Raw genomic sequence first — 25,526 nt, 5'->3', positions numbered from 1 at the left:
AAATGGCAAATGGAGAGCTTCATGGGCAGCGAATGGATGATTGATTGGAGCCGAAAGACCGCGACGCATACCGGGGGGCTCAAGCTGCAGTTCATTAAGCAGGAGGAGTTCAACCGGAAATACGAAATCACCACGAGGGACGACAGATCGGCGGTTCACGAACCCGACGGATGGGTGCGGCTGGTGGTCGACGGACTGAAGAGTGACCGGCCGGTAAACGTCACCGATATCCACGACCTGCTGCTGGCGGGACAGAATGCCTTCCTGGAAGAAGCGCGCCGCCGGGAGCAAACCTAGCAAAACGCCGGATGAGCGCGCAAGCGGGACGCCCCGGCGGAGGCTCGATTCCAATACAAGATGTGACCCCTTAACCCCTCAAGCTGCCGCTTGTACCGATATTCCCGCCGTCAGCAGGTAAACGCGCAGGCTACGATGGTGCAGGCCAGCCGTCAGCTAAACAGCAGCGCGCATTAGCCGCGCGGCTTGCACCATGTTGGCCAGCGCGGCTTCGGTCTCCGGCCAGGCGCGGGTTTTCAGGCCGCAATCCGGGTTCACCCAGAGATTTGCCGGGGGCACTACCTCGGCAGCTTTTTTCAGCAGGCGTGTCATTTCCTCAGTGGATGGCACGCGCGGGCTGTGGATGTCGTACACGCCGGGGCCGATTTCGTTGGGGTATTTGAAATCGCCGAAGCCGCGCAGCAGTTCCATGTCCGAGCGCGAGGTCTCGATGGTGATGACGTCGGCATCCAGTGCGGCGATGGCGGGCAGGATGTCGTTGAACTCGGAATAGCACATGTGGGTATGGACCTGCGTCTCGTCGCGCACGCCCGATGCGGAGATGCGGAATGCGCGCCCGGCCCAGTCCAGGTACGCCGGCCAGTCGCCGCGGCGCAGCGGCAGGCCTTCGCGGATGGCCGGTTCGTCGATCTGGATAATGCCGATGCCGGCGGCTTCCAGGTCAACCACTTCATCGCGGATCGCCAGCGCGATTTGCAGCGCGGTGTCGCTGCGCGGCTGGTCGTCGCGCACGAACGACCATTGCAGGATGGTGACCGGGCCGGTGAGCATGCCCTTCATCGGCAGGCTGGTCAGGCTCTGCGCGTAGGCGGTCCATTCCACCGTCATCGGCGTGGGGCGCGACACATCGCCGTAAATCACCGGCGGCTTCACGCAGCGTGAACCGTAGCTCTGCACCCAGCCGTTCCGGGTGAAGGCAAACCCGGCCAGCTGTTCGCCGAAATATTCCACCATGTCATTGCGTTCGGCCTCGCCATGCACCAGCACGTCCAGCCCGAGGCTGACCTGCTTGTCCACCGCCAGCTTGATTTCGCGCTGCATCGCTGCGGTGTAATCCGCTGCGGACAACTCGCCGCGCTTAAAGGTGGCACGCGCAGCGCGGATTTCCTTGGTTTGCGGAAAAGAACCGATGGTGGTGGTGGGGAAGGCGGGCAGGTTGAAGCGTGCGCGCTGTCTGGCCTGACGCGCCTTGAACGGTGTGGCGCGCCGGTCTGCATCCTGCGGCAATGCAGTCAGGCGTGATGCCACCGCCGGGTTGTGTACGCGCGGGCTGGCGCGGCGCGTGGCGGCGGCACTGCGCGATGCGCCAAATGCGTTGGCATATGCCAGGTCGGCGGCGCCGATGTCCTTGTTCAGCGCCAGTTTCAATGCACCGAGTTCATTCAGTTTTTGTACCGCAAACGCCAGCCATGAACGTAATTCGGCGTCCAGCTTGTCTTCCCCTCTCAGGTCCACCGGTACGTGCTGCAGCGAGCACGATGGTGCGATCCACAGCCGGTCGCCCAGTTTCGCGTGTGCCGTTGCCACCAGCTCCAGTGTCTGGTCCAGATCGGCACGCCAGATGTTGCGTCCGTCAATTGCCCCCAGCGACAGCACCTTGTAATGCGGCAGGCGATCAAGCACGGTGGTCAGCTGGTGCGGCGCGCGCACCGCATCGATATGCAGGCCAGCCACCGGCAGCGTGCAGGCCAGCACGGCGTTGTCGCCCAGCGCGCCGAAATAGGTGGCGAGCAGGATTTTTACCCCGGCGGCGTTGAGCCGGTTATAGGCGGGTTCGAATGCCAGTTTCCAGGCCAGCGGCAAGTCCAGGCACAGGATGGGCTCGTCCAGCTGCACCCATTCCACACCCAGAGTTTTCAGACGCAGCAGGATTTCACCATAGACCGACAGTAGTCTGTCGAGCAGCGCCAGACGCTCGAAGCCGGCAGATTTTTCCTTGCCGAGGAACAGGAAAGTCAGCGGACCGACCAGCGTAACCTTGACCTTGTGTCCCAGCGTCTGCGCCTCAGTCACTTCGTCGAACAGGCGTTCGGACGCCAGCCTGAAAATCGTATCCGCAGTGAATTCCGGTACCAGATAGTGGTAATTGGTATCAAACCACTTGGTCATTTCCAGTGCCCAGGTGCCCTGATCATCGGTTCCGGCATGGCCGCCGCAGCAGGATTTGGCTTCGCTCGCCACGCCGCGCGCCTGGGTGAAATAACGCGCCAGCTCGGTTTCCTGCCCGCTGAAGCCGAAACGCGCCGGTTCGCAGCCCAGCATTTGGATGTGGTTGAGCATCTGGTCGTAGTAGGCGAAATCCCCCACGGCAACGAAGTCCAGCCCGGCGCCGGCTTGCAGCTGCCAGTGGCGCGCGCGCAGTTCGCGGCCGCTGGCTTCCAGCGTGTCGGCATCGATCTCGCCGCGCCAGAATTTCTCCAGTGCGAACTTCAGTTCGCGATTTTTGCCGATGCGGGGAAAGCCCAGAGTATGGATGGTGGTCATGATGGTCGGTCCGGATTTGAAAGTGTCATGCATGATGCGACAAGCTGGTTTATGATACAAACGAGTAATTTTCCTGATTTGTATGAATTAAACTAATACATGCTGACACTTAAACATCTGCGCGTAATCGAGGCGCTGAATGAAACCGGCAGCTTGACCCGTGCTGCCACCCGTCTGCACCTGACCCAGTCGGCACTGTCGCACCAACTCGTCGCGCTGGAAGGCCATTACGGCGTGGTGCTGTTCGAGCGTAGCCGGCCATTGCGCGCCACCCCGGCGGGGATGCGTTTGCTGCACCTGGCCCAGGAGGTATTACCAAAAATGGAAGCCGCGCGGCGCGACCTGGCGCGGCTGGCGGAGGACAACCAGCCGGGACGGCTGCGCATCGCGGTGGAGTGCCATACCTGCTACGACTGGCTGATGCCGGGCATGGACGCCTACCGCGCGCACTGGCCTGAGGTGGAGATGGATCTGGTGGGAGGCTTTCATACCGATCCGCTGGCGTTGCTGGCCGAAGACAGGGCCGACCTGGTGATCGTTTCGGAAATGGCGCGCCACAAAGGCGTGTCGTTCAGTCCCTTGTTCCGTTACGAGATGCTGGCACTGATGGCGACCGGCCACCCGCTGGCGGCCAAGGCGTATTTAACCGCGAAGGATTTTGCGCAAGACCCGCTGATCACCTACCCGGCGCCGGATCGCCTGCTCGACGTGGTGCGGCGCGTATTGAAGCCGGCCGGGGTGAATCCCGAGCGGCGTCTGGCCGAACTCACCATCGCCATCGTGCAACTGGTCGCCAGCCGCAAGGGACTGGCCGCGCTGCCTGCCTGGGCGGTGCAGCCGTTTCTCGAACGCGGCTACGTGGTGGCGCGACCCATCGGCAAGAAGGGTTTGTGGAGCGGGCTCTACACAGCCGCGCGCGACAGCGACGCGGAGCGGACATTTCATCGCGATTTTGTCGATACCCTGCGCGAGCAGGCGTTCATGACGCTGCCGGGGATAGAGCCGCTGGAGGGATTGCCTCACGCACGTTGACGCGATTCAGCGCCGACAACACCGCCTTGAGCGACGCGCTTACCGTGTCGTGATCGAACGCGGCGCCGGCTACGCGCTGACCATCGATGTTGAGCTGGATATAGGCCACGGCTTCTGCGTCGGTGCCGCTGCCGATGGCGTGTTCGCTGTAATCCACCACGCTGATGCGCTGGCCGCTATGGCGCATCCAGCCTTGTACGAAGGCGGATATGGCACCTTCTCCGTGCCCCTGTATTAACTGTATCTGCTGGTCAAACATGATTTGCGCCGCGAGCGTGTCCTGGCCGCCGGTGCGATCCAGACGGTAGCCCTTCAGGCTGACGCGGGCATGGTCGTTGACGAAAGTTTGCATGAACAGGGCATGGATGCGTGCGCTGTCCACTTCGCCGCCGTCGGCTTCGCTGGTGCGCTGCACCGCCTGCGCCAGTTCCTCCTGCATCCAGCGCGGCAGGCTGAGGCCGTAATCGCGTTCCATCACAAACGCCACGCCACCCTTGCCGGACTGGCTGTTGACGCGGATCACCGCCTGATAATCGCGCCCGATGTCGAGCGGGTCGATGGGCAGATAAGCAACTTGCCATGGCGCGTCGGCTTGCTGGCGTTGCAGGCATTTGCGGATGGCGTCCTGATGGCTGCCGGAAAACGCGGTATAGACCAGTTCGCCCACCCACGGGTGGCGCGGATGTACCGGCAACGCGGTGCACTCGACGGCAACCTGGATGATCTCGTCGGGATTGGACAGGTCGAGTTCAGGGTCGATGCCCTGGCTGTACAGGTTCATCGCCATGGTGACGATGTCCATGTTGCCGGTGCGTTCGCCATTGCCGAGCAGGGTGCCCTCGACGCGATCGGCACCGGCCAGCACGCCCAGCTCGGCGGCCGCCACCGCACAGCCGCGATCGTTATGGGTATGCAGCGAGAGAATGATGCTGTCGCGGCGGCTAATATGGGTGGCGAAATATTCCACCTGGTCAGCGAATATGTTCGGCGTACTGCTCTCCACGGTAGACGGCAGGTTGATGATGCACGGCTGCGCGGGCGTGGGTTGCCAGACGTCCAGTACCGCCTCGCACACTTCCACTGCGTAATCCATTTCGGTATTGGAAAAGCTCTCGGGCGAATACTGGAACGTCCACGCGGTGGCCGGATATTTTCGCGCCTCGCGTTGCACCCATTCGGCACCCTGGCGCGCAATCGCGGTAACACCGGCGCGATCCAGCCCGAACACGCGTTCGCGCTGCACCGGCGAGGTGGAATTGTAAACGTGGACAATCGCGCGTTTTGCCCCTTTGAGCGCCTCGAAGGTGCGTACGATCAAAGCCTCGCGCGCCTGCACCAGCACCTGGATGGTGACGTCCTCGGGAATCGCGTGCGCCTCGATCAGCCAGCGTACAAAGTCGAAATCGGGCTGGCTGGCGGACGGAAAACCGACTTCGATTTCCTTGAACCCGAGCTTGACCAGGAGTGCCCACATGCGCTGTTTCTGCGCGACGTTCATCGGCTCCAGCAGTGCCTGATTACCGTCGCGCAGATCCACGCTGCACCAGCGCGGCGCAGCGGTAATGGTGCGGCTCGGCCACTGGCGGTCACGCATCTGCGGTGCCGGGGTGGGGCGGTATTTGCGGTGGTCAAACGTGCTCATGGTGCGGCTCCTGGTCGGGTTAACTCGGAAAACCTAATTGCAGCCACAGAGCCCACAGAGAACACAGAGAAAATCTGCCGATAGGGCAAACGTAACGGGCTTCTCTCTGTGATCTCTGCGTCCTCAGTGGCTAATGCTTGTTTCCTGGTTTGAATCTGGCGCGATCGCCGGTTGTGGGGGGTGCGCGGCGCTGGCTTTTTGGGCTGGCGCTATTGTGCCCACGGGTAGTGGACAGGAAGAATATTAGGCCAAAGTAAGCGGCATGTGCTTGCGTATTATGTTGTAATAAACAGAATTATGGCAATAATATTGCGATAAAAATGATATTGTAGGAATTATGTTGTTGTATAAAGCATGGGGAGGCGAATCATGGAATTGGACCGTTACGACCGTCAGCTGCTCGCGCTGCTGCAGCAGGAAGGACGCATCAGCAATCAGGAGCTGGCCGAGCGCATCGGCCTGTCGCCCTCGCCGTGCCTGCGCCGCGTGCGCGCGCTGGAGGAAGCCGGGCTGATTACCGGCTACCACGCCGAGCTCGACGCCAAAAAGCTGGGGCTTACCCTGCTGGCGCTGATTCACATCTCGATGGATCGCCACACGCCGGAGCGTTTCGCCAATTTCGAGGCACGCGTGAGTGCCTTGCCGGAGGTGCTGGAATGCCTGCTGATCACCGGCCAGGACGCCGACTACCAGCTCAAGGTCATCGTGCGCGACATGGATGCGTATCAGGCCTTGTTGCTTGAGCAGATCACCCGCATCGAGGGCGTGAGCGGCGTGCATTCGAGCTTTGTCATGCGCCGGGTGGTCGATAAAAGCGCGCTGCCGATTCCTTGACGGACGTGATTTAAAAACTAGCCACAGAGAACACAGAGATCACAGAGCATATGTGGTTTACTGGCTTGGGTGGTTCGAGGTCATTCTGCAAAATCAATGCGCAGAATTGCGCACTAAAAAAGCTGTATACGAAACGGGTTTTCCGCTTTTCTCTGTGCCCTCTGTGTTCTCTGTGGCTAAAGGTTTAAAACGAATTCAGTTTCAAAGCAAGCTTGCATCCATCTGCTACAGTCACCATATCTATTGTGAACAACGCAAGGAGCATGAATCGTGGACAACAATACCGACACCACCGGACAGCCAGCGCTCGACAGCATCCATCACCTCGCTATCGTTGTGAGCGATGTAGCGGCGTCGGTGGCCTGGTATCAGGCCAACTTCAAGTGTGCAGTGGCGTATCAGGATGTGACCTGGGCGCTGCTGAAATTTGCCAATACCAGCATGGCGCTGGTCATCCCTGCACAGCACCCGCCGCATATCGGCATTCAGGTGGACGACGCAGCGCGCTTTGGCCCGCTCACCACGCATCGTGACGGCACGCGCTCGGTGTATGTCAATGATCCGGATGGCAATGCGCTGGAAATGATGGCGCGGGAGAGTGTGCGGACGGGTTGAGGGTGTTGTGAAAACGGGTGTCCGATGTTTTGGCTTGAATGGCTGAGATCGATCCCAAACGGTCGTTCACCCTCATACCAAGATGCTGCCCTATGAGGCGCAGGCAATGAAACAGGATTGCCACTACCTGTCTTTTATCAAGACAACACACCCAGCGCGACCAGCACCACAATGATGCCCACAATGACAGCCCCACCGCTTAGCAACAGAACTGCACCCGCCGCGCAGTCTTTGGCGATTTTGATTGTGGGATGCATCTCGGGATGCAAATGGTCGATGAGCGACTCCAGGGCCGTGTTGAATAGTTCTGCAGCCAGCACCAGCAAGGCAATAGTCAAGCATATCGCCCACCATACGGCAGATACCTGCAACAGCAGGAGCGCGACCGGCAGGGCGATGGCGAAGCCGACCTGGGTGCGGAAACTGCGCTCGTTTCGCCACGCTGCAGTAATGCCTGCCCAAGCGAAGCCGAGCCGGTGCCGCATTCCTTTGTTCTTCATATCATTCACTCCGGCTGATAGATCAGCAGCACGTTTTTATCCCAGACGATTTCGCCGCTGGCCGATCGAGGCTCGCCGTCACGCCTGACAAAACGTGTCGGCAAACCTGAAAGACTCGCGAACAAAACTTGGCGTGGTGCATTGAAATCCTTGCCATCCTGCGGCAGGTTAAACCAGGCCAGCGGGCGATGTATTCTTTCCTGTATCACTGTGCCGATCCATATCGGTGCGCGCGAGGTCTGCAACATTATTTCTGATGACCACAAGCGCAACACCAGGCGCTGGTCCGGCGTGCCCTTGAGCGGGTAGATCATAGCCAGCGTTTCATAACGACCATCGTGCACATGCGGCAGCAGCGGCCATTGCATGGCAGTGCGGTGGGTGTCGAGCCAAAGCAACAATCGCTTGCCGGACACCGGCAATGCCTCGCGCCACCCTTGCGCCGCCAGCCTGGCGCGCAGGAAGTCGAGCGACCCTGCCCACTGAACGGTAAGCGGCTGCTCATACTCGCCCTCGATATCGATGCGCCAAGCGGGCAGGGTTTGCCAGCCCTGGCGCCACCAGTCCTGCTGCGCCATCACTTTGGATGGCCGCTGAACCGCGTAACGCGCGGTATCGGCGCTGTGCTGGTTCGCGGCATGAATGACGGCACCCACGATGAGCGCGCTGGCCGCCACAGTCAGCAGGCCGCGCGCCGCTAGCGCAGGCGCCGGGCGGCGCAAGTAGGCGATGCCCAGCAGCGCCACCCACGCCACGCCGAAACTCAAACCGCCCAGCACGTCGGACAGCCAGTGCGCACCCAGGTAGATACGCGAGAAAGCGATCAGGCCGGCGAGCAAGGCCATGGCGCTGAATACCGCGAGTTGCCCGCGCAAGGACAGTTCGCGCGCGGCGAGCACCGCCAGAAAGCCGAAGATGACGATGCTCATGGCCGCATGGCCGCTGGGGAAACCGAACGCGATGCTGCCGTCGTACATGGGCAGCGGGCGCGGCAGACCGAATCCCGCTTTAAAAATTACCGTGAGCACGCCACCAAAACTCGCTGCTGCGAGCCAGTAGGCCGCCGGCCGCCAGGCGCGTTTCCACACCAGCCATAGCAGCACTGCCGCGATGACCGGCAGCGTCACCGCGGCATCGCCCAATTGAGTGAGCGCGATCATGACGCTGTCGCCAAAGGGCGTGCGCAGCCCTTGCAGCAGGTGATAGACCGTCTTGTCGACCAGCACCAGCGGATCGCCGGTCAGCACATCCTCGATAATCCCGAAAAACACCCACGCAGCGGCGATCAATACCGCCGCGAACACCAGCAAGGCGCGGGGTTCGGCGCGCGCCGGATCGAGCAGCGCTGCGACCATGCCACGCAACGACCAGGTTCTCACTGGCAGCGCGCTATCCGCCCAGGTCTGAAGTTGTAGCAAGCCTTGTTCGGCGCGTGGTTGTAGCCAGATCACGCTGCGGCTGACAATCCAGACGCCGCTCCAGATCAGGATCAATAGCAGCACGAAGATCAAAGCGAGGCGCGTTGCCACCGCGCCTGCCAAACCCAGCGAGGCGCCGAAGACGACACCGGGCAGGATGTAGACCGGCGCCCAGCCGAACGCTGACAGGATGTTGGCCGCGTAGAAACGTGCCGGAGGCATGCCGAGCATGCCAGCCACCGCCGGAATCACGGGGCGTACCGGTCCGACGAAGCGCCCCAGGAAGATACTCATGCTGCCGTGCCGATGAAAAAACGTCGTGCCCTTTGCCAGCAGTTTCGGATAGCGGCTGAAAGGCCAGCGATTATGCAATTCGGCACGGTAGTGACGTCCCAGCCAGTAGCTGCTGGCGTCTCCGGCAATCGCGCCTGCGGCTGCCCACGCTAATGTGGTCCACAGGTCTAGCGAGCCGACCGCTACGATGGCGCCTGCGCCGAACATGATGAGCGCACCGGGGACGAACAGCCCTATGACCGCGAGAGATTCGGTGAACGCGGCGAAAAAAACGGTCGCATAGGCCCACTCGGGGTGTCGGGCAATCCAGGCGATTAAAGTATTAAAGTTGGCAATGTCCACTATTGGCTGGAAAGCACGCCGCGAAGGCAATAAATACGAATTTACGCGCTTGTGTACCCCGCCTCGCGTTGGCGGCGAACGGCGCGTCCGAAGACCGTGTCAATTTCCGCTATGTGGCAGTATGGCAGGCATTCCTTCCGTCTAAAATCGTCCACAAGAAGATACAGGCCTGTTGTCGCGTTTGCCTGTGGCGCATCGAATCCTGGCGTAACGAACCGCACAATGCTTGATTCATAACCACTATTTCCCTGCCTGACTTAATCAAACACCACCGTCTTGTTCGCATACAGCAGCACGCGGTTTTCGATGTGCCAGCGCACCGCGCGCGACAGCACGATTTTTTCCAGATCGGCGCCGCGCCGGATCAGGTCATCGAGCGAATCGCGGTGCGAAATGCGCGCCACGTCCTGCTCGATGATGGGGCCGTCGTCGAGCACTTCTGTGACGTAATGGCTGGTCGCGCCGATCAACTTGACGCCGCGCTCGAATGCCCGGTGATAAGGCCGCGCGCCGTGAAACGCGGGCAGGAACGAGTGGTGGATGTTGATGATGCGGCTCGGGTAGTGGCGGATGAAATCCGCCGACAGCACCTGCATGTAGCGCGCCAGCACGATGAAATCGACATGGTGGTGGCGTAACAGGGCGAGCTGGGTTTTCTCCGCATCCGTCTTGTCCTCGCGGCTTACCACAATGTGCTGAAACGGTATCCGGTAGGCCTCGGCCAGCCATTGCGTGTCGGTGTGGTTGCTCAGGATCAGCGGGATGTCGCAGTTGAGTTCGCCAGCCTGGTAGCGGTACAGCAGGTCGGCCAGGCAGTGGTCGTAACGCGACACGAAAATCGCCAGTTTGGGGCGGTAGGCCGAGTGTGCCAGGCGCCATTGCATCTGGAAGCGTGCGGCAATCGGCGCAAATTGCTGCTCAAAATCATTCAGGTCCAGGTCGAATCCGGCCAGTTCCCATTCCACGCGCATCAGGAACAGCTTCAGCTCCGCGTCCTGGTGCTGGTCGGCGTGCAGGATATTGGCGTTGTGCTGGTATAGAAAATCCGCAATGCCCGCAACCAGCCCTTTCTGGTCGGGACAACTGATGAGCAGGATGGCAGTATTTTTAGTCGTCATGATGAGCCCCTTTTATGCATCATAGCCAGACTCGACAGCTCACCGCAATCGGATAGAAAAATTAGTGTTGCCCAAGCTGCTTGATTCCAAAGCGATTCCCCTGAAACCAACAAAAAAAGACGAAATTTGTCCTTGCGATAAAGGCTCAGGATTACTACAATTTGTTGGGTTATTGCCAGCGACCCACTATATGTTGTGGGTAACTCATTGCAGAAGCTGTGTATAACCTGTTCGTAACTAAAACTAATTCCAAGGAGACGCCCAATGCAACTTGCCACTCCCATTTCTTCCGATAGCCCGGTGCGCAAACCTTCTGAAGGTGGCGCTGCGCCAGCGCAGCCCGCAGCCTACGGCGACTATAAAATCATTCGGCGCAATGGTGCGGTGGTGAGTTTTGAGCCTTCCAAGATCGCCGTGGCGATGACCAAGGCGTTCATTGCCGTGCACGGCGGCCAGGCTGCGGCGTCGGCGCGCATCCGCGAAATGGTCGATGGCCTGACCAATGCGGTAGTGCAGGCATTGATGCGGCGCCAGCCGCACGGCGGCACTTTCCATATCGAGGATATCCAGGATCAGGTCGAGCTGTCGCTGATGCGCTCAGGCGAGCACGAAGTGGCGCGTGCCTACGTGCTGTATCGCGAAAAACGCAATCAGGAACGCGCCGCGCACCGCGCTGAACACGCGCAAGAGACCACCATGAGCGTCACCGAGGACGGCGTGCGCAAGCCGCTCGACATGGCCGCACTCAACGCGCTGGTCGCCACCGCCTGCGAAGGCCTGGGCGCCGAAGTCAATCCGACCGCGATCCTGCAAACCGTGTTGCGCGACCTGTACGACGGCGTGCCCATGGCCGAGGTGGAAAAAGCCCTGGTGCTGGCAGCACGCGCCGGGATCGAGCAAGATCCCGGCTACGCCTTCGTCAGCGCGCGGCTGCTGCTCAATTCCATCCGCCACGAGGTGCTCGGACGCACCGTGTTGCAGGCAGACATGGCCGGCGTGTATGCGGAATATTTCGCCAGCTATATCAAAAATGGCATCGACGCAGAGCTGCTGGATGTGCGCCTTGCCCAGTATGATCTGGCGCGCCTGGGTCAGGCACTGGACGCCTCGCGCGACCTGAAATTCGGCTACCTCGGCCTGCAAACCCTGTACGACCGCTACTTCCTGCATATCGAAGAGCGCCGCATCGAACTGCCGCAGGCGTTCTTCATGCGCGTGGCGATGGGCCTGGCGCTGAACGAGATCGACCGCGAAGCGCGCGCCATCGAGTTCTACCAGGTGCTGTCCAATTTCGACTTCATGTCCAGCACGCCCACGCTGTTCAACGCCGGCACCCAGCATAGCCAGCTGTCTTCCTGCTACCTGACGACCGTGACCGACGACCTCGACGGCATCTACCAAGCGATCAAGGAAAACGCCATGCTGCAAAAGTATGCGGGCGGCCTCGGCAACGACTGGACCCCGGTGCGCGCGCTGGGCAGCCGCATCAAGGGCACCAACGGCAAATCGCAAGGCGTGGTGCCGTTCCTGAAAGTGGTCAACGACACCGCCGTGGCAGTCAATCAGGGCGGCAAGCGCAAGGGCGCGGTGTGCGCCTATCTGGAAACCTGGCACCTCGACATCGAGGAATTCCTCGAGCTGCGCAAGAACACCGGCGACGACCGCCGCCGCACCCACGACATGAACACCGCTAACTGGATTCCCGACCTGTTCATGAAGCGCGTCATGGAAAACGGCGATTGGACCCTGTTCAGCCCGTCCGACGTGCCCGATCTGCACGACAAATACGGCCGCGCGTTCGAAGAGGCCTACATCGGCCACGAAGCCAGAACCGTCAGCGGCGATATCAAGTATTTCAAGCGCGTGCCTGCTACCCAGCTGTGGCGCAAGATGCTGTCCATGCTGTTCGAAACCGGCCATCCGTGGATCACCTTCAAGGACCCGTGCAACATCCGCAGCCCGCAAAGCCACGTCGGCGTGGTGCACAGCTCCAACCTGTGTACCGAGATCACGCTGAATACCTCCGACACCGAAATCGCCGTGTGCAACCTCGGTTCGGTCAACCTGGTCGCGCACCTGAAAGACGACGGCCAGGGCGGCAAGACCCTCGACCTGGAAAAAATGCAGCGCACCATCCACACCGCGATGCGCATGCTCGACAACGTGGTCGACGTGAACTTCTACGCGGTCGGCAAGGCGCGCAATTCCAATCTGCAGCATCGTCCGGTCGGGCTGGGCATCATGGGCTTCCAGGATTGCCTGCACGAAATGCGCGTGCCCTACGCCAGCGATACCGCAGTGGAATTCGCCGACCGCTCGATGGAAGCGGTGTGCTACTACGCCTACTGGGCCTCCACCGAGCTGGCCGGCGAACGCGGCCGCTATTCCAGCTTCACCGGCAGCCTGTGGGACCGCGGCATCCTGCCGCAGGATTCGCTCAAGCTGCTGGGCGCGGAACGCGGCGGCTACCTGGAAGTGGACGACTCCAGCACGCTCGACTGGGACGCGCTGCGCGCGCGCATCAAACAGCACGGCATGCGCAATTCCAACTGCGTGGCGATTGCGCCGACCGCGACCATCGCCAATATCGTCGGCGTGTCGGCCAGCATCGAGCCGACCTACCAGAACATCTACGTGAAATCCAACCTGTCGGGCGAATTCACCATGTCCAACCAGTACCTGGTGAAAGACCTCAAGGCGCTGAAGCTGTGGGATGAAGTGATGGTCGGCGACATCAAGTACTTCGACGGCTCGCTCGCCCGCATCGACCGCATCCCGGCCGACCTGCGCGCGCTGTATGCTACCGCGTTCGAGATGGAAACCAGCTGGCTGGTGGAAGCCGCCTCGCGCCGTCAGAAGTGGATCGACCAGGCGCAGAGCCTGAACATCTACATGGCCGGCGCGTCCGGCAAGAAGCTCGACGAAACCTACAAGCTGGCATGGCTGCGCGGTCTCAAGACCACCTACTACCTGCGCACGCTGGGTGCCACCAGCGCCGAGAAATCCACCGGCAAGGGCGGCGAACTCAACGCGGTGAGCGCGAGCGGGGGCGCCAGCAGCCATCAGGGCGCAGCCACGGAACCGGCCACCGAGGTCAAGTTCTGCGCGATTGACGATCCCACTTGCGAGTCGTGCCAGTAAGCAAAAATGCCGAGCCGCCACAGAGAACACCGAGGCACGGAGAAATGCCGGATTTCGGGTTTTCGATTTCTCTGTGAACTCTGTGGCTAAAGGTTTTAAACACTATCCGCTGCCCGGAACCTGCATTCCCGCGCGGGTCTAACAAATGAAGGAGAACCATCACCATGCTGAGCTTTGAAGACACCTTTTCCAGCCCTGCACTGCAACCCGTCATGCCCGGCATGAAGTCCGCCGCCGCGCCGGTCGAGCCGACTGCCGCCACGCGCCGCGTGCGCGCCGAAGACAAGCGCATCATCAACGGCACCGCCGACGTCAACCAGCTGGTGCCGTTCAAATACAAATGGGCCTGGGACAAATACCTGTCCGGCTGCGCCAACCACTGGATGCCGCAGGAAATCAACATGAGCCGCGACATCGCGCAGTGGAAGGACCCCAACGCACTGACCGAGGACGAGCGCCGCGTGGTCAAGCGCAACCTGGGCTTTTTCGTCACCGCCGACAGCCTTGCCGCGAACAACATCGTGCTCGGCACCTACCGCCACATCACCGCGCCCGAGTGCCGCCAGTACCTGCTGCGCCAGGCGTTCGAAGAAGCCATCCACACCCACGCCTACCAGTACATCGTGGAGTCGCTGGGCCTGGACGAAGGCGAAATCTTCAATGCCTATCACGAGGTGCAAAGCATCCGCGACAAGGACGATTTCCTGATCCCGTTCATCGAGACGCTGACCGACCCCAACTTCACCACCGGCACGCCGGAAAACGACCAGAAACTGCTGAAAAGCCTGATCGTGTTCGCCTGCATCATGGAAGGCCTGTTCTTCTATGTCGGCTTCGCGCAGATCCTCGCGCTGGGCCGCCAGAACAAAATGACCGGCGCCGCCGAGCAGTACCAGTACATCCTGCGCGATGAATCGATGCACTGCAATTTCGGCATCGACCTGATCAACACCATCAAGCTGGAAAATCCGCACCTGTGGACGCCGGAATTCCGCGAGGAAATCCGCGTGCTGATGCAAAAAGGCGTGGAGCTGGAATACCGCTACGCCGAGGACACCATGCCGCGCGGCGTGCTGGGTTTGAACGCCAGCATGTTCAAGGAATACCTGCGCTTCATCGCCAACCGGCGCTGCCAGCAGATCGGGCTGGACGAGCTGTATCCGAACGCGAGCAATCCATTCCCGTGGATGAGCGAGATGATCGATTTGAAGAAGGAAAAGAACTTCTTTGAGACGCGGGTGACGGAGTATCAGACAGGCGGGGCGTTGAGCTGGGATTGAAGTGTGAAAATCAAGTTTCTTGTTCGATAACAGATCTCAGTACCATGAAACACTACAAACACACCTGCAAAAAATGTGGGAATGAGTTTTTGGAATTGCCGCTAGCTCCTCTTGATCCCATGATCAAAACTAGGGCTGCAAACGAGTGCAGAAGATGTGGTTATCACACTTCCATTTTTGAACTTAACCGCCATAAAATTGACACGAAAACTACTTCCATCTTGTAGTCTGGGATTGCAGCTAGCGGGGCATATTAATGAAGAACAACATCAATTTACCGCCGCTCGCTTATCAAAAATCCCCAAGTTTTGCGTTCTATATTGAGCCGGACGAAAATGTCCCAATTAGCAATGCTGAATTTCTTGATGGTTTTGTCAGGTTTGGCGCATGGATGAGGTACGTACAGGCATATCAATACGTTCAAATGCGTGCGCAGACTGAAGACAGCTTTGAAAGGCTTATTGCAACATCCGGTTTTTATTCTGTTTATGGTGCTGCTATTGAGGACATCGCTTCCACCATGCTTTCATGGATGTGTTGGAATCGATATCCAGAAATGCGCTTGGCGGATATCCTGTATTTGACTTCATTTGGCAGAGACTCAAGAGCAAAGCCGTCTGTTGAGTACATTGAAAATTTAATTAGCCAAATTCATGACGAGAAAAGACAAAAAATTGACACGAATGTTTTCGCAGAATCATTAAAACTGACAGGAGCCGTGAATACCTTATGGATGATGGGACTAAAGTGGAAACCTATCCCATCTGTAAAAATAGCCAGAACCGAGAGCGAGCTAGATTTTTGGGGAAAGCTCCCTGCTGCAATAGATGCAGCCATTGCGATATTGACATGTAATACAACGAAATGTATGGGTTCGGTTTACAACAAGATTAAGCACGGGCCTCAACTTTCAGTAATAAATATTGTTGATTACTTTGAGAAATTTGGATCAAAAGATGCTCTCGACAGATTAACTAGAAATTTGTCTTCGAGAAAAAATCATCCAGAGACATTGAGGATTCTGTTTGAGGGGTCGCGTACAAAAAATGAACCTGGTGGACATGCCCCGGTGAATCTTTTTTTGAACGATGATCTGGCGGATGTGGAGACGATCTTTGCAAGGCCATTGACTGATTTAGTCAAACCAATTTGGCTGGTTGGCATGTGGCTTCGCAAGATTCATTTCTCGAAAAACTTCGATGGACTCCCAAAAGTGGTTCAAGAAGCGGAAGATTTTGCATGGGAAGTCCGAGCCAAAATTAGCAGCTCAGAAGCTCTTTATGCGGCCAGTTGTCATGAGCATTATTAGCGAGTGCGAAGCATCGAGCAGGGCATTGCAGGAACGTTTCTTTCCTTCCAGCGAGTTGATTTACCGATTTGGTGATCAGAAAGGGTTGGAGGGCTTCGGTGTTAATGGCGATAGCTCCGCAAAACTTCGGGGTCAGGTCTCAATACTGTTCGGTTAGTTATTAATGTTGTATATAAATCAATTTGTTATGTTCTGATTTTGCACTAAATTGTTGCTTAACCGAACAGTATTGAGACTCGACCCCGCTTCTTGCATGGCCTGTGAGAAAAAATATTTAGAAAGTTATCCAATGAATAAATTAAAGTATGTTTGCGGAAAATGTGGGAATGACATAATGAAGCCAGCCATTCTTCCCTTGAATACATCATACAAATCGCTAGCCGCAAATGAATGCGACAAATGTGGTCATGTCACGAATATTTCAGATTTGTTAGCAAATAAAAAAATTGTGGACGAGAGCAGGGTGGAGCAAAACTACTTGTAGTATCGACATTAGAACCATACATATTATTGGGGGATATATGGGTTTTTTTTGGGATGCAATTAAGGCTATTGGAATAAAAAATGGCGGCGAAATATCGTCTTTAATAAAGGCAGATTCCATAATAAATGAAGTAACTGGAATTAATCCAAGGGGATATCACTCCAGAATGTATGCGGTCGTTAATGCGGTTGTTAGCGAAAAATATGACTACTATTACAAATGTAGTAATACGCCATTAAATGTAGATGAAGTGGCATTCTATAAATTAATGTTTTTATTAATGTTTGCTAACGAAGAGGGATATGAGACAGCAAAAAACGAACTTCGAAATGCTCTTTCTGAATATCGACTCGCTCGAAAAGACTTAATCCGACCACAGATAATAGGAGAATCATGGGAACTCACATTTTAATAGTATCGTAGTGTTGATTTTATATTCTAATTTACTGCACACAAAAATGTGAAGGAATTCACAATGAATAATTTTGATTATGAAACGCCATATTTAACAGTTATTGGGTTAGGTAAAATAGACTGTCGTGCAGAAGAAAACTTTCAATCTCTTATTCAGATGTATGCACATACTGGCTCTGCAGTAAATGAAGGGCGTGATGCTGCCCAACATAATTTTAATAATGGTGGGCAACCAAAAAATCCTTATGGGCAATGGCTGAGGCCACTCAAATGGACTGCTTGGAATTTGGGTTACTCATTTTGGATAAAAAATCTTCATTTTCGCAATGAGTTACATTGAATTCAAAACTTCGCAAAACTTCGGGGTCAAGTCTTTCATTAACACATACCAATTATCAAATTGACGCACCTGTTCGACGAAGGAACAATAGGGGACAGACCACGGTTTTGCATGAGGAGTGCTAAACAGGTCAGGGGTGCGTGTACCCCAACACCAACAGCAGCAGCGCCGATAGGGCCATGGCCGCGTGGAGGCTGACGCCTATCATCGGCGGTGGCGAGCGATGTTCGTGATTGCCCATGCGCAGGGCCAGAAGAACCAACCCGCCGAACAGCGCCAGAATAAACAGCAGCGCCGCGTCGTTGTACAACACACGAATGGGACTGCTGAAGATATGTCTTCCCAGCAGGATCAGGCCGAGTAGGGCGACGCCGGCATGCCCCGCCGCCAAGGCCCGGGAGCCCCGTCGATAGCGCACGCCCAAAACGACGAGCCACAGGCCAAGCACGGCCGCCAGAAAAAACAGAACGATTGTGGCAAGGATCATGTGTTTTCCCGGATCAAAGAAAAGCGATACAACGTTAAATACGACCGGATGACAGGGCCCGGTTTTGCATTAACAGATACTAAAACTAATTGTCGCGTCTATGCGACGTGTATCTCTTGAACATATTTTGCCGGGGGGAGCCCGGCATCTGGTCACATTTTCTTGCTCGGCCAAGAAAAGGTAACCCAATAGAAGGCCGCCCCGCTGCGCCGCGCGTGGTGTTTTTTTGTTTCCCCCGGCAATTAAACATTGGCACGAAGGATGGAAGGCAACGGTAAGGGTCGCAACAGACAAACCGGTTGCTGCTCGGAAAGAGGGTGCATCTTGTCATATCCTGAATACAATTCGAAGACGAAAACGGGCGTTTGACGGCGGCATTTACGCCGAGGATACTTTAGCTCGTGCGGGTGAATTTCCTATCCTGAGCACACCACAAACAATCATCTATATACCAAACGGAGGAAAGACCATGAATACCTATAAGAAGGCGCTTCTGGCATTGACCATTCTGACCGCAATGGGGGGCGCAGTCTCCAGCGCTCGCGCCAACGAGCTGGCGGGAGTGAAGGTGGCCAAGGCTGTGTTCGATATCACCACCGGTGACCAGAAAGTGTTCCTGGACCGGATGGACCTGATCCGCCAGACGGCGGATGGCCTCCGGAAGAAGGGCATCAAACCCGACTTCGTCCTGGTCATCCACGGGCCGGCGGCCAAGTTTGCCACCAAGACCCTGGTGGGAACCAAGTTCGAAAATGAAAAGCTGGACGATCTCACCAAGGCCCAGTCCTCCCTGGACAGCTTGAAAAATTCGGGGGCCAAAATCGAACTGTGCTCTATTGCCATGGATCGAGGCCACATCGCCAAGGACAACGTAGCGCCCTTCGCGGTGATTGAGGACAACGTATGGGAAAACACCATAGTGCTGGAGAACAAAGGCTACGCCTACATGCCTATCCACTAAGGCTTGCCCGGGCGGCAATCCCCCAGTGAAGGGCCGCCCGGCCTCCTCTCAGCAGCGAATTCTTGCCTACGGCATTGCCTTCAATCTGTTGAAGTACATTGCTTGTACTTAAGCTTGCCGGGCTGCCCCGGCAATCAAACATCCGCGCGAACATGCCAGAGTATGGGTGACCGCGATTTTTGCTAAAAGCAGTTGAGTCCGGTAAGAACAGTTAATCTTTTTAGCTATAAACATGGAGTTATTTTAAATTAACTATTATTATTAACAAATATTTGTTTATATATTAAGTTAAAGGTGATTACGTGCTTCATAGCTATGCATTTACAAACTTTCAGTCATTCCGTGAGCGAGTTGAAGTTGACCTGAGCATCAGCCGAAAAGTGGCGCTGACGGACTGGATGATTGAGACGCCCACGGGTGATCGAGTGTCGAAATTAATGGCGGTGATTGGTCCCAATGGCAGCGGTAAGACGGCGCTATTGAAACCGGTGGCTTTTCTGAGTTGGTTCATCAGCCAGTCGTTCCAGAACCAGCCGGATGCCGGCATCCCTGTCACGCCGCATTTCGCGGTGGCGAACGAGCCGACGGAGTTCGAGTGCACGGTCGATTTAGACGGTAAGCTGTGGCGTTATGTGCTGCGTTGTACACCTGAGCGCGTATTGCATGAGGCGCTTTATCAAAAACGCGAGCGCTTCGGTTATGTGTTTGTGCGTGATTGGGATGCTGCAACCAATTCCTATGTGGTGAAGCAGCAGGATTTTGGCTTGGCAATGCAGGAGGCGCGCAAGGTGCGCCCGAATGTTTCGCTGATTTCCTGGGCGGCGCAGTTTGGTGTGCCTTTGGCCATGCGGATGGTTGCGCCGTACATCGTCACCAACGTGAATGTCTTGGGTCGTATGCCCATGGGCGAGCAGGTTATGTTGACCGCTGCACAGCATTTCTCGGAACATCCTGAACAGCGTGAGCGCATGGATCGCCTGCTGTCTGCGTGGGACTTGGGTTTGTCCGGTGTCGAATTGCAAGAAATTGCGGTGAACAATCCGCAAGAGCCTGGCCAGAAGGTGTGGATGCCTTTTGGAAAACACAGGAATCAAACAACTGAATATCGTCTGCATTTCGCGCTGGAGTCGAGTGGTACGCAGGGTGCGTTTGTGCTCCTGGCGAGGCTACTGGAAGCTTTGGAAAAGGGTGGTCTTGCGGTTATTGATGAATTCGAGAACGATCTGCACCCGCACATGCTGGAACCCATCTTGGATCTGTTCGCCAACCCAACGACTAACCCGCACCACGCGCAGCTTTTATTTACCTGCCACGCCATGGAAGTACTGAATCTCGTCCACAAGTCGCAAGTGATGCTGGTGCAGAAGGATATCGATTGCGAAAGCACGGCGAGTCGCATGGATGCGGTAGCCGGCATCCGTAGTGACGATAATTTCTACGCAAAATACATGGCGGGCGCTTACGGCGCTGTGCCGCATTTCTGATCGGTCAATTGATGGCTATCTGGAAAGCACAGCGCACGCTGTTAATCGTGGGAGAGGGTTACCACGAGGAGGCGTTCTTGAGTTACGTCAAAAAATTATATGCGCCGCGCGGCTGCGGTTTGTCGGTAACTATCAAAAATGCACGCGGCAAAGGTGCACAACGTGTGATCGAATGGACTATTCGACAGATTGCCAACACCGACTACGATATGGTTGCCGCACTACTGGATACCGATACGGATTGGTCCGAGGCAATCGCCAAGCGGGCGAAGATAAAGAAAATTCAGGTGCTCAAATCAGAGCCTTGTTTTGAGGCTCTCATGCTGCGCCTGCTGGATATCAACCCGGTTGGCGATGCCAGAGCGCTGAAAAAGCAATTCGCCCCATTCGTCAATCATGATGCGACGCAGTGTGATCACTACAAAATACATTTCACAGAGGCGTGTTTGCAGACTGGCCGGACAAATGAGGCAGCTATTGACGCTTTGCTTAAACTCATGGGCGTATGACGTGTATTGCTTGAACATGATTCGTCGGGCATTCAAACATCGCGCGTGAAGCGCTCAACTTAATTTGCCCTACTTTTAATCGAGTACTGCCGTCACCATGTAACATGCTGGAACCCGAAGTGGCCGCAAATACTCCGCCATCCTCTCGCGCAGGTGCGAAGCACCGCTTAATGATTTTCCCGAAATTGATTCCATAACCCAGGAAAGGAACACCATGTCACATTCTCATGCCGTCGTCTGGATCGACCATGCCGAAGCGCGCATCATGCATATCAGCCCGGAAGACGTGGAAAAATCCATCGTCCACCCCGCCGAGCCTCACCTGCACCTGCATCACAAACGGGGTTCAGTCAGCGGTAGCCGCGAACCCGAAGATCAGCATTTCTACCACGAGGTCGTCGAAGCACTGAGTGAGGCCAAAGAGATTCTCGTAGTCGGGCCCGGTCAGGCCAAACTCAACCTGATCAAGCACATGCATGCGCACGACCATGACGTGGAAAATCGCGTCGTTGGGCTGGAAACGGTGGATCATCCGAGCGATGCCCAGATCGTCACCTTCGCCCGAAAATATTTCGTAGCCAAGGATCGGATGATTGCGCAGTAAGTGAAAAATTGGAGCCCGGTTTTGCATGGATGCATCATTACAAGACCAGGCTCCAATCTCTTAACGAATCAGAAAAAGTGACGCCCATGCCCTCATTACCGAAATGTCCAAAATGCAATTCAGAATTCACCTACGAAGACGGCACGATGTATGTTTGCCCGGAATGCGCGCATGAATGGTCGAAAGATGCGGTCGCCGAGAGTGCCGACGAGAAGCGCGTCGTGCATGACGCCTATGGGAATGTGCTGCAGGACGGTGACGCGGTGACCGTGATCAAGGACCTGAAGGTCAAGGGTTCGTCATCGGTGGTTAAGGTGGGCACCAAAGTAAAAAGTATCCGTCTGGTTGAAGGCGACCATGATATCGACTGCAAAATTGATGGCATTGGCGCCATGCAGTTGAAATCGGAATTTGTCAAGAAGGCATAGCCCGACGCACACTACAGAGCCAGAACCTCAGTGGCGTGATTGCTAACAACACTTTTAAAAAAATCCTATGCCGCACCGCGCATCGTCAAAATTGGCCGCTGTTCCTGAGGACGCTGAAGACGGTAAAAAACCGTGGTTTAAAAAACTCGGGCCGGGTTTGATTACCGGCGCGGCGGATGACGACCCCAGCGGGATTGCGACCTACTCGCAGGCTGGCGCGCAATTCGGTTTCAGCATGCTGTGGACGGTTTTTTTTACCTATCCATTAATGGTGGGGATCCAGTTGATCAGCGCCAGAATCGGGCGCGTAAGCGGCCGAGGGTTGGCCGGCAACATGCGGCGCCACTATCCGCCCTGGCTGCTGTACAGCATTGTCGGTCTATTGCTGATTGCCAATACGATTAATATTGCTGCCGATATCTCTGCCATGGGCGCCGCACTGAAATTGATTATTGGCGGACGTGCACAATGGTACGCAGTCGGTTTTGGAGCCGTGTCCTTATTGCTTCAGGTGTTCATTCCTTATAAACGCTATGTGCGCATTCTTAAATGGCTCACGCTCGCATTGCTGGCTTACGTGGCTACGGTGTTTGTCATCCACGTTCCCTGGACGGAGGCTTTGACCAGAACGTTGGCACCGCATTTATCCTGGAAGCCTGAATACATCACCACCGTGGTCGCCGTATTCGGCACCACCATCAGTCCTTATTTGTTTTTCTGGCAAGCTTCGGAAGAAGTGGAGGACCTGCGCGCCAATCCGCAAGCCCAGCCCTTGATAAAACAGCCTGATCAAGCGAAAGCAAGCCTTAGAGACATCAAAATCGATACTTTTATTGGCATGGGTTTTTCCAATTTAGTCGCTTTCTTTATTATTCTTACCACGGCGGTGACGCTTAACCTGCATGGGATAACGGATATTCAGACTTCCGCGCAGGCGGCCTCTGCGTTACGTCCGATTGCCGGGGATTTTGCTTTTTTGCTGTTCAGCGCCGGCATCATCGGTACCGGTTTGCTGGCGATTCCTGTACTGGCCGGTTCTTCCGCCTACGCCATGTCCGGTGCTTTTAAATGGAAAAACAGCCTTGAGTACACACCGCTGAGGGCGAAAGGATTTTATGGAATCATCATTCTTTCTACCGTGATTGGCGTGGCGCTGGGTTTCATCTCGATCAACCCGATCAAGGCGCTGTATTGGAGCGCTGTCATCAATGGCGTGATCTCGGTGCCCATCATGGTGGTGATGATGCTGATGGCCGTTCGGCCGGAAATCATGGGGCGTTTCGTTTTATCCCCAAGACTCAGGATACTCGGCTGGCTCGCTACGCTGATGATGGCCCTGGCAGTGGGTGCGATGTTCTGGACGATGCGTAGTACATAGTAGGCAGCATTTAGTGGTGGAAATGCTGAGAAACCAGCGTGGATGATGCCTTGGGAACCGTGCCCATCAACGGCCAAAAATATTTTTCTCCCGCGTCGATATTCATCTAGTATTAATTCGTGAAACCAGTTTCTGGCCGCCTTTGCGTATAACTCAGACAAAGGAACAGCGATGCGAATGATAGCCTATGCAGCCGCAACCCTTGCGCTTATCGTGGTGCAGATGGCGCCTTCCTTTGCCGCGGGGAATCCTCAGGCGGAAGGACTCACCGAGCAAATCGTCGAAACCACTCCTCGAGAAGGCGTCTATCAGCGTTCCCTGCTGAGCCGCAAAGCAACCCAAGGTGAAAAGTGGCTGGTGGTGTCCTTTCCCGGTTACCCCGGCATACTTCGATTGGCCCAGAAAAACGGCGTGATCGAGTATGAGCTGAAAGGGAATTTCCTGGTTCGGGCCCGGCGTCACCTGGTGTCAAACGACATCGCGGTGGCGACCCTCGATTGTCCTTCGGACCAGCTCGCGGACTGCGGCGACGCCTACCGGGCCAGCGACAAACAGGTGCGTGATGTTGAAGCGCAGATAGAGGCGCTCAAGGCCATCGTCGGTCCACAAGTCAAGGTGGCCTTGATCGGCACGAGCTACGGTACCGTCTCGACCGAGATACTCGCGCTCAAGCTCGGCGGCAAGGTGGACGCTGTCATTCATACCTCCTCTATCACGATGCCGCGCCGGGAAAGGGGCCTGGTTTTGAATGGGATCGACCTGAGCAAGGCCACGATGCGGCAACTCCTGGTGCATCACCAGGACGATCCTTGCGACCTCACGCCGTTTGCACCGCTGAAGAAGTACGAAGGCGTCATCCCGATCATGCGGGTCAAGGGTCAGGACAATCCGCATGGCGCTGACTGCCAGGCCTTCACGGCGCACGGATTTGTCGGCCGGGAGCGGGTGGTGATGAACAGCATTGGCGACTGGCTGGTGAACGATCATTTGACCGAGGTCATCGAGTAAGCGTGTAACGGGTGCCCCAGCGCATCAGCGCCACAGGGGCCGCCTCCAATCTCGCCTGTCAGAAATAAAATGCCACGACTGCCTTGAGGCGTCCGTTCTCCAGCACGGGCAGGGCCAGCATGGTCTCCAGCCGCGCCTTGCGGGCGGAGGCGCCGATGGCCGAGCTGTCCTCCGCCACGGATTCGCAGATCTCCGGTATGCCCAGCATCCAGGCGCGGCTGATGGGACTATCTCCGGGATAGAGCCGGGTGGAGGCGTAATCGAGGGCGAACTCGGGTACGTTGTCGCAATGGCCGACGTTGAAGATCAGGGCCTCGCAGTTCTCCTCGGGTATCCAAACCTCAAAGCGCCGGGCGATGGGCGTTCCCATGGCGGACAGGAAGGTCATGACATAATTCTGGCCGGCTTCGCCGGACACAGGGATGCCCAGGCCATTGCTGAGCCCGGCCTTGCGCGCGTCATCCTTGCGCAGAAAGCGTTCCGCATTCCACAGGTTGTCCACGATGACCGGCATGCCGCTTTCCCAGACCATGCCCGGCAGTCCGAAGCCGGGGCGGAACTGGGTGCGGCGCGAGACATACTCGAAGTTTACGGCGTTGCCGTAGTAGCCATCTTCCAGGCTCATGTCGTAGGACAGGGCCGGATCGTTGTGCCATAGCTCGATGGCGCCCACGCTGTCCGCGTCGTTGCCACAGAACATCACCACCACCGCCAGCAGATAGTCCCCGGCGAAGATGGGCAGTGCCACGCCGCAGGTGAGTCCCGCTTCCCGCACGGCCTCGGCGCGTCTGAAATAGGGTTGCTGCCAGTCCTTGAGAAGGATGGGGTGACGCGCGGCCCAGGCCTTGCCCGGCAGGCCCTCGTCGTAGCCGAAGCACATGCGCTCGCTGGCCATGCGCAACTGTTTGTAGGGGCCGTACAAACCGCCCTGGAATTCGAGAACGGTGCGATTCCTGGAGGGTACCCAGATCTCGCTTACCTGGATGAAAGTTTTCATGGCGGGCGTCTCTCTTATAAATAAGTGAATACGGCCCTCGCGCGGTGGTCGCAAAAAACGCGACGATTCATTATATTTTCTCAATCCAGTATAGGTGTATTTTCGATAGGTTAATCCAAATCTTTT

General features: G+C 56.7%; 23 protein-coding genes. 16 read left to right on the top strand and 7 right to left on the bottom strand.

The genetic code is table 11. The features are described from left to right. Positions 1-21 precede the first annotated feature (21 nt). A complete protein-coding gene (locus EI185_RS08625; RefSeq protein ID WP_124704739.1) occupies positions 22-297 on the top strand; it encodes a hypothetical protein in 276 nt (91 codons plus the stop codon). Positions 298-453: 156 nt separating this feature from the next. Here the strand turns inward: EI185_RS08625 and metE are convergent, their stop codons facing one another. Beyond that, positions 454-2,781 carry a 5-methyltetrahydropteroyltriglutamate--homocysteine S-methyltransferase gene (metE, locus tag EI185_RS08620; protein ID WP_124704888.1) on the bottom strand — a complete coding sequence of 776 codons (2,328 nt, stop codon included), beginning with the start codon at positions 2,779-2,781 and terminating at the stop codon, positions 454-456. Positions 2,782-2,880: 99 nt separating this feature from the next. Between metE and EI185_RS08615 the strand changes: the two genes are divergently transcribed. Next, a complete protein-coding gene (locus tag EI185_RS08615) occupies positions 2,881-3,813 on the top strand; it encodes a LysR family transcriptional regulator (RefSeq protein WP_124704738.1) in 933 nt (310 codons plus the stop codon). Here the strand turns inward: EI185_RS08615 and leuA are convergent. Beyond that, positions 3,761-5,455 (bottom strand): 2-isopropylmalate synthase, encoded by a 1,695-nt coding sequence (gene leuA, locus EI185_RS08610; RefSeq protein ID WP_124704737.1) that lies wholly within the window; start codon positions 5,453-5,455, stop codon positions 3,761-3,763. The genes EI185_RS08615 and leuA overlap by 53 nt on opposite strands. Before the next feature lie 369 nt (positions 5,456-5,824). Between leuA and EI185_RS08605 the strand changes: the two genes are divergently transcribed. Further along, positions 5,825-6,289, top strand: a complete 465-nt coding sequence (locus EI185_RS08605; protein WP_189836342.1) for an Lrp/AsnC family transcriptional regulator — start codon at positions 5,825-5,827, stop codon at positions 6,287-6,289. Between the two features lie 270 nt (positions 6,290-6,559). After that, positions 6,560-6,904, top strand: a complete 345-nt coding sequence (locus tag EI185_RS08600) for a VOC family protein (RefSeq protein ID WP_124704735.1) — start codon at positions 6,560-6,562, stop codon at positions 6,902-6,904. 137 nt (positions 6,905-7,041) lie between these two features. Here the strand turns inward: EI185_RS08600 and EI185_RS08595 are convergent, their stop codons facing one another. From EI185_RS08595 to purU, 3 genes are all read right to left on the bottom strand, one after another. Beyond that, positions 7,042-7,404 (bottom strand): diacylglycerol kinase, encoded by a 363-nt coding sequence (locus EI185_RS08595; protein WP_124704734.1) that lies wholly within the window; start codon positions 7,402-7,404, stop codon positions 7,042-7,044. 5 nt (positions 7,405-7,409) lie between these two features. Next, positions 7,410-9,458 carry a bifunctional DedA family/phosphatase PAP2 family protein gene (locus tag EI185_RS08590; RefSeq protein ID WP_124704733.1) on the bottom strand — a complete coding sequence of 683 codons (2,049 nt, stop codon included), beginning with the start codon at positions 9,456-9,458 and terminating at the stop codon, positions 7,410-7,412. A gap of 257 nt (positions 9,459-9,715) precedes the next feature. After that, entirely contained in the window at positions 9,716-10,576 is an 861-nt protein-coding gene (purU, locus tag EI185_RS08585; RefSeq protein ID WP_124704732.1) for a formyltetrahydrofolate deformylase, read from the bottom strand. A gap of 264 nt (positions 10,577-10,840) precedes the next feature. On the opposite strand from purU, the gene EI185_RS08580 reads away from it, so the two are divergent. The 5 genes from EI185_RS08580 (at position 10,841) to EI185_RS08560 (ending at position 17,544) form a co-directional block, all read left to right on the top strand. Beyond that, entirely contained in the window at positions 10,841-13,717 is a 2,877-nt protein-coding gene (locus tag EI185_RS08580) for a ribonucleoside-diphosphate reductase subunit alpha (RefSeq protein ID WP_124704731.1), read from the top strand. A 164-nt stretch (positions 13,718-13,881) separates the two neighbouring features. Next, a complete protein-coding gene (locus tag EI185_RS08575) occupies positions 13,882-14,997 on the top strand; it encodes a ribonucleotide-diphosphate reductase subunit beta (protein WP_124704730.1) in 1,116 nt (371 codons plus the stop codon). 256 nt (positions 14,998-15,253) lie between these two features. Beyond that, positions 15,254-16,306, top strand: a complete 1,053-nt coding sequence (locus EI185_RS08570) for a hypothetical protein (RefSeq protein WP_124704729.1) — start codon at positions 15,254-15,256, stop codon at positions 16,304-16,306. A 521-nt stretch (positions 16,307-16,827) separates the two neighbouring features. Beyond that, a complete protein-coding gene (locus tag EI185_RS08565; RefSeq protein ID WP_124704728.1) occupies positions 16,828-17,202 on the top strand; it encodes a hypothetical protein in 375 nt (124 codons plus the stop codon). 63 nt (positions 17,203-17,265) lie between these two features. Beyond that, positions 17,266-17,544 carry a hypothetical protein gene (locus EI185_RS08560; protein WP_124704727.1) on the top strand — a complete coding sequence of 93 codons (279 nt, stop codon included), beginning with the start codon at positions 17,266-17,268 and terminating at the stop codon, positions 17,542-17,544. A 130-nt stretch (positions 17,545-17,674) separates the two neighbouring features. Here EI185_RS08560 and EI185_RS08555 read toward each other — a convergent pair whose 3' ends face one another. Next, positions 17,675-18,031 carry a hypothetical protein gene (locus EI185_RS08555; RefSeq protein WP_124704726.1) on the bottom strand — a complete coding sequence of 119 codons (357 nt, stop codon included), beginning with the start codon at positions 18,029-18,031 and terminating at the stop codon, positions 17,675-17,677. Between the two features lie 469 nt (positions 18,032-18,500). Here EI185_RS08555 and EI185_RS08550 point away from each other — a divergent pair, with 469 nt between their 5' ends. From EI185_RS08550 to EI185_RS08520, 7 genes are all read left to right on the top strand, one after another. Beyond that, positions 18,501-18,992, top strand: a complete 492-nt coding sequence (locus EI185_RS08550) for a DsrE family protein (protein WP_124704725.1) — start codon at positions 18,501-18,503, stop codon at positions 18,990-18,992. A gap of 302 nt (positions 18,993-19,294) precedes the next feature. Continuing rightward, a complete protein-coding gene (locus EI185_RS08545) occupies positions 19,295-20,476 on the top strand; it encodes an AAA family ATPase (RefSeq protein ID WP_124704724.1) in 1,182 nt (393 codons plus the stop codon). Positions 20,477-20,487: 11 nt separating this feature from the next. After that, the gene (locus EI185_RS08540; protein ID WP_124704723.1) at positions 20,488-20,985 is read left to right on the top strand and encodes an RloB domain-containing protein; all 498 of its coding nucleotides are present in this window, start codon (positions 20,488-20,490) and stop codon (positions 20,983-20,985) included. 214 nt (positions 20,986-21,199) lie between these two features. Further along, complete coding sequence (locus EI185_RS08535; RefSeq protein WP_124704722.1) at positions 21,200-21,589, top strand: translational machinery protein; 390 nt, start codon at positions 21,200-21,202, stop codon at positions 21,587-21,589. A gap of 86 nt (positions 21,590-21,675) precedes the next feature. Further along, the gene (locus tag EI185_RS08530; protein ID WP_124704721.1) at positions 21,676-22,017 is read left to right on the top strand and encodes a zinc ribbon domain-containing protein YjdM; all 342 of its coding nucleotides are present in this window, start codon (positions 21,676-21,678) and stop codon (positions 22,015-22,017) included. A 67-nt stretch (positions 22,018-22,084) separates the two neighbouring features. Further along, the gene (locus EI185_RS08525) at positions 22,085-23,395 is read left to right on the top strand and encodes an NRAMP family divalent metal transporter (protein WP_124704720.1); all 1,311 of its coding nucleotides are present in this window, start codon (positions 22,085-22,087) and stop codon (positions 23,393-23,395) included. Positions 23,396-23,572: 177 nt separating this feature from the next. Then, positions 23,573-24,403, top strand: a complete 831-nt coding sequence (locus EI185_RS08520; protein WP_189836341.1) for an alpha/beta hydrolase — start codon at positions 23,573-23,575, stop codon at positions 24,401-24,403. Positions 24,404-24,461: 58 nt separating this feature from the next. Here EI185_RS08520 and EI185_RS08515 read toward each other — a convergent pair whose 3' ends face one another. Next, a complete protein-coding gene (locus EI185_RS08515; protein WP_124704718.1) occupies positions 24,462-25,400 on the bottom strand; it encodes a GAF domain-containing protein in 939 nt (312 codons plus the stop codon). Positions 25,401-25,526: the final 126 nt, after the last annotated feature.

The sequence above is a fragment of the Sulfuriferula multivorans genome (genome assembly GCF_003851125.1).
In the GTDB taxonomy this organism is placed as follows: domain Bacteria; phylum Pseudomonadota; class Gammaproteobacteria; order Burkholderiales; family Sulfuriferulaceae; genus Sulfuriferula; species Sulfuriferula multivorans.
Note: the sequence above shows the minus strand (reverse complement) of the source record. Positions and strands in the feature narration are given on the sequence as shown.

What these genes read in the sequence shown, in the direction of transcription:
- EI185_RS08605 (WP_189836342.1), top strand. Translation starts at nt 5,825, where the DNA reads ATGGAATTGGACCGTTACGACCGTCAGCTGCTCGCGCTGCTGCAGCAG.
- EI185_RS08525 (WP_124704720.1), top strand. Translation starts at nt 22,085, where the DNA reads ATGCCGCACCGCGCATCGTCAAAATTGGCCGCTGTTCCTGAGGACGCT.
- EI185_RS08560 (WP_124704727.1), top strand. Translation starts at nt 17,266, where the DNA reads ATGAATAATTTTGATTATGAAACGCCATATTTAACAGTTATTGGGTTA.
- EI185_RS08550 (WP_124704725.1), top strand. Translation starts at nt 18,501, where the DNA reads ATGAATACCTATAAGAAGGCGCTTCTGGCATTGACCATTCTGACCGCA.
- EI185_RS08575 (WP_124704730.1), top strand. Translation starts at nt 13,882, where the DNA reads ATGCTGAGCTTTGAAGACACCTTTTCCAGCCCTGCACTGCAACCCGTC.
- EI185_RS08570 (WP_124704729.1), top strand. Translation starts at nt 15,254, where the DNA reads ATGAAGAACAACATCAATTTACCGCCGCTCGCTTATCAAAAATCCCCA.
- EI185_RS08595 (WP_124704734.1), bottom strand. Translation starts at nt 7,404, where the DNA reads ATGAAGAACAAAGGAATGCGGCACCGGCTCGGCTTCGCTTGGGCAGGC.
- purU (WP_124704732.1), bottom strand. Translation starts at nt 10,576, where the DNA reads ATGACGACTAAAAATACTGCCATCCTGCTCATCAGTTGTCCCGACCAG.
- EI185_RS08615 (WP_124704738.1), top strand. Translation starts at nt 2,881, where the DNA reads ATGCTGACACTTAAACATCTGCGCGTAATCGAGGCGCTGAATGAAACC.
- EI185_RS08555 (WP_124704726.1), bottom strand. Translation starts at nt 18,031, where the DNA reads ATGATCCTTGCCACAATCGTTCTGTTTTTTCTGGCGGCCGTGCTTGGC.
- EI185_RS08540 (WP_124704723.1), top strand. Translation starts at nt 20,488, where the DNA reads ATGGCTATCTGGAAAGCACAGCGCACGCTGTTAATCGTGGGAGAGGGT.
- leuA (WP_124704737.1), bottom strand. Translation starts at nt 5,455, where the DNA reads ATGAGCACGTTTGACCACCGCAAATACCGCCCCACCCCGGCACCGCAG.
- EI185_RS08565 (WP_124704728.1), top strand. Translation starts at nt 16,828, where the DNA reads ATGGGTTTTTTTTGGGATGCAATTAAGGCTATTGGAATAAAAAATGGC.
- metE (WP_124704888.1), bottom strand. Translation starts at nt 2,781, where the DNA reads ATGACCACCATCCATACTCTGGGCTTTCCCCGCATCGGCAAAAATCGC.
- EI185_RS08580 (WP_124704731.1), top strand. Translation starts at nt 10,841, where the DNA reads ATGCAACTTGCCACTCCCATTTCTTCCGATAGCCCGGTGCGCAAACCT.
- EI185_RS08625 (WP_124704739.1), top strand. Translation starts at nt 22, where the DNA reads ATGGGCAGCGAATGGATGATTGATTGGAGCCGAAAGACCGCGACGCAT.
- EI185_RS08515 (WP_124704718.1), bottom strand. Translation starts at nt 25,400, where the DNA reads ATGAAAACTTTCATCCAGGTAAGCGAGATCTGGGTACCCTCCAGGAAT.
- EI185_RS08530 (WP_124704721.1), top strand. Translation starts at nt 21,676, where the DNA reads ATGCCCTCATTACCGAAATGTCCAAAATGCAATTCAGAATTCACCTAC.
- EI185_RS08535 (WP_124704722.1), top strand. Translation starts at nt 21,200, where the DNA reads ATGTCACATTCTCATGCCGTCGTCTGGATCGACCATGCCGAAGCGCGC.
- EI185_RS08520 (WP_189836341.1), top strand. Translation starts at nt 23,573, where the DNA reads ATGATAGCCTATGCAGCCGCAACCCTTGCGCTTATCGTGGTGCAGATG.